Raw genomic sequence first — 3,429 nt, 5'->3', positions numbered from 1 at the left:
GGGGCCCGGATCTCGGCGGGGAAGTTCGGAAGAGTGGACAGATCGTTCCCGAAGGACGCGGTCTCCGAGGTGAAACGGTCACCGGTGAGCTGCATCCCGTCACCCGAGTCCCCCGCGAACCGGATGATCACCCGGTCCAGACGCCGCACGTCCTTCGCGGGTGCCGTCCCCGTCTCGGGCGGCCCGGTCATTTCCACAGACATGTGTAGGTCGGCTCCTGTCGGTCCGTGACTGGTCTCGCGGCGGCACCGGAGTGCGCACACCTGAGCCGGAGGCTAGGGACGGCCGTTAGAGGGGCACTCGCATCCGCCCAGGCCGCCCCGGACTCGACGGGGCATCAGCAAGGTGCCGCTCGTCGCGTTCCGTCGCGGCTGTATCGCCACGTGCCATACTCCTGCACCCCGACAACGCGGGCCGGACCCGCAGTTGCATCGGCCGGCTGCCGCTGCGCGGGGTCGCCGGACAGCGGCACGGGACGTATCCGGCTCCCGATCTGCTCAAGGACCTCTTCCCGTGCGGCGGCAGCCCGCCGACGAGGCCCTGCGGATCGGGCCCGACACCGTTTCCGAATCGATCCGCCCAGAGCCTGCCCGGCCCGCATGACCCGAAGGGGACCACCGACATGACAGCTTTCACGACGTCCACGAACGCGGGGACGGGCGCCTGGGTACGGCGCTTCCACCCCGCCCCAGAGGCCCCGCACCGCATGGTGTGCTTCCCGCACGGGGGCGGCTCGGCGTCCTTCTACTTTCCGGTCGCCCGAGCCCTCGCGCCGGACGTCGACGTGCTCGCGATCCAGTACCCGGGGCGCCAGGACCGGCGCCACGAACCCTGTGTCGACAGCGTCCACGGGCTCGCCGACGCGCTGGTGGAGGAGTTGCGGGACTGGTTCGACCGGCCGGTGTCGTTCTTCGGGCACAGCCTGGGCGCCTCGGTGGCCTACGAGGTGGCGCGGCGCTTCGAACAGCGCGGCCAGGTGCTGCACCACCTGTTCGTCTCCGGGCGGCGGGCCCCGTCCATCGTGCGGGACGAGCGGGTGCACCTGCTGGACGACGAGGGCCTGATCGAGGACATCACCCGGCTCAGCGGTACCGACAGCCGGGTGCTGGGTGATCCGCACATCCTGCGCATGGTCCTGCCGTCGATCCGCGCCGACTACCGGGCCGCGGAGACCTATCGCCCGGCGCCGGGCCCGCTGTTGTCCTGCCCGCTGACCGCGCTCACCGGTGACGACGATCCCCGGGTCACGCTGGACGAGGCGCGGGCCTGGGCGGAACACAGCGCGGGACCGTTCGACCTGAAGGTGTTCTCCGGCGGCCACTTCTACCTCAACGCGCAGGCACCGGCCGTCCTTTCCGCCCTGAGGGCGCGGCTGGGATGACCGCACCGCGAGAACCCGGGTCACGGATCCCCCAGCCCCCGTGACCCGGGTTCTCGCCTGTCCGCTCATGTGCCCCGGCAAGTCGATTGCTCCGAGCGGCACTTCCCGTCGGCCGCCGACCGCTCACGCCCCGGGCTGGAGCCGGCTGGTGTGTGACGGGTCGTCGGACACCAGGGTCAGATGCCCTCGCCCGGCCACTCGCCGGCTCGGGGTCCGGACCGCGGCCGACACGGACGGCATGAACGGCACGGTGTGCAACGCCGGTGCGGTGAACGGCGGACGCGGGACGTGGGCGGACCGCGGGCGCCCCTCGGCCACGGCGTCCTGGAGAGCGTCGGCGAACAACTCGATGTCCTCGGCGCGGTTGTCGGGGTGGACGGATGCGCGTACGGCCGTGACGACACCGCGTCCGGGCAGGTACAGCGGGGTCTCCTGGGCGACCGTCTTCCACACGACGATTCCGCGGTCCGCGAGGCGACGGCGCAGCAGTGCGGCCGGCAGTTCCTCGTGCGTGAAGGTGGCGATGCCGGACTGGACCCGGCCGGGGACGATCAGCCCGGTGCCGGGCGTGTTCTCCACGGCCGCGCGCAGGCGTGCCCCGAGGTCCTCGGTGACGGGCGCGAGCCGGGTCAGGGCCGCGTTCAGCGCGGCGACGGCGGCGCCGTGCGGCGGCATGAGCGGCAGGCCGCCGTGCGGGGCCAGGGCCTGGCGCAGCTGCGGCGCCGCATAGGCGAACCCGACGGACTGCGGCCCGCGCAGGAAGCGCCAGCCGTCCCCGGTGAGCAGGTGGCAGCCGATGCGGGCGACGTCCACGGGGAGCTGTCCGACGGCGTAGGAGGCATCGACGGCGTACAGGCAGCGGTGCGGGGCCAGGATGCGGCCGATCTCCTCCACCGGGTTGACGATGCCGCAGCCCGCCGGGACATGCGTCACCGAGACCAGGGCCAGGTCGTCGCCGGCGTGGGAGGCCATCCACTCCAGATCCAGGTCCCCGTCCGGGCGCAGCGGTACGACGTCCAGCCGGCAGCCGGTGCGGGCGCGCAGGGCGAACAGGGCGGTGAGATGGGCGGCCGACTCGTAGGGAGTCGTCCAGACGCGGTCGCGCGGGCCGAGCGGGAGCCGGGGCAGAACGGCGGCGAAGACGTCGGCGGCCCCGGTGCACAGAGCGGTGTCGCCGCTCGGCGCGCCGAGCAGGGCGGCCAGTCGCTCGTGGATCTCCCGGTTCACGACATCGTCGAGGCGTTCCTCCAGCTCGTACGGCCCGTACCGGTCCTCGAAGCGCGTCCATTCGGTGAGGACCTCGAGCACGGCGGCCGGCATGCGGCCGAGACCGGCCGAGTTCAGATGGACCCTCTGGTCACCTTGGGACTTCGCGTTCACTTTCGGGGCCTCCCCCCGTCACTGAGACAGCCGAGGCAATTTGTTGCCTGATGCTTGGCAACACATTGCCTCCATGGACCGGAAGTTGGCAACGTGGGCTCAGGCGGCGCTCAAGTGGAGGTGACACCCCCTGGCTCCGAACTCGGCTGTGCCCGGGTCTCTTTCCTAGGAATTGCCTAGCGTTGCCAGAGGGTCCGGGGTTCTGCCAAGACTTGGCATCCTTGCAGGTCAGACGTCTTCCATTCAGGCAAGCCAGTAGTGTGCGCAGGGGTTCTGGGGCGCATCTCGCGACCCTCTTGAGCACGGTTCGACCAATTCCCGAGCGATTCCCGAGATTCCCTTGCCAATCTCTAGGCAAGAGGTTGCCAAGCAACGAACACGGAATTGACACCGAGGAGCCCGCCATGAACCGCATCGCCCGGATCGCCACCGTCGCCGCCGCCGTCGCCGCCGCCGCGTTCTCCACCGCTGGTGCCGCCTCCGCCGCGGACTCGATCGGCTGGCCGACCACGACGAAGACGGTGTCCGCGACGGACTCCATCGGCTGGCCGAAGACCACCACCGTCGCCACCGCCAACCCCGCCGACATCGGCTGGCCGAAGACCGCCACCGTCGCCACCGCCAACCCCGCCGACATCGGCTGGCCGAAGACCACCACCACCGTCGCC

At 71.3% G+C, this 3,429-nt stretch carries 3 protein-coding genes and 1 pseudogene; 2 read left to right on the top strand and 2 right to left on the bottom strand.

Translation table 11 applies throughout. The features are described from left to right. Positions 1–203: pseudogene (locus tag ACIBW9_RS41690) on the bottom strand (2-oxoglutarate ferredoxin oxidoreductase subunit alpha); the annotation flags it as partial. 419 nt (positions 204–622) lie between these two features. On the opposite strand from ACIBW9_RS41690, the gene ACIBW9_RS41685 reads away from it, so the two are divergent. Continuing rightward, positions 623–1,381 carry a thioesterase II family protein gene (locus ACIBW9_RS41685; RefSeq protein WP_398963845.1) on the top strand — a complete coding sequence of 253 codons (759 nt, stop codon included), beginning with the start codon at positions 623–625 and terminating at the stop codon, positions 1,379–1,381. Between the two features lie 123 nt (positions 1,382–1,504). Here the strand turns inward: ACIBW9_RS41685 and ACIBW9_RS41680 are convergent, their stop codons facing one another. Next, positions 1,505–2,761 carry an aminotransferase class V-fold PLP-dependent enzyme gene (locus ACIBW9_RS41680; RefSeq protein WP_398963842.1) on the bottom strand — a complete coding sequence of 419 codons (1,257 nt, stop codon included), beginning with the start codon at positions 2,759–2,761 and terminating at the stop codon, positions 1,505–1,507. Between the two features lie 404 nt (positions 2,762–3,165). Between ACIBW9_RS41680 and ACIBW9_RS41675 the strand changes: the two genes are divergently transcribed. Then, the coding region (locus ACIBW9_RS41675; RefSeq protein WP_398963839.1) for a hypothetical protein at positions 3,166–3,429 on the top strand (264 nt) is incomplete at its 3' end.

Origin of the sequence: Streptomyces sp. NPDC049541, assembly GCF_044465725.1 — a bacterium.
In the GTDB taxonomy this organism is placed as follows: Bacteria; Actinomycetota; Actinomycetes; order Streptomycetales; family Streptomycetaceae; genus Streptomyces.
This window is presented reverse-complemented; position numbering and strand designations above follow the sequence as displayed.

Excerpts from the sequence above, each read along its gene's own strand:
- ACIBW9_RS41685 (WP_398963845.1), top strand. The coding sequence starts at position 623 with ATGACAGCTTTCACGACGTCCACGAACGCGGGGACGGGCGCCTGGGTA.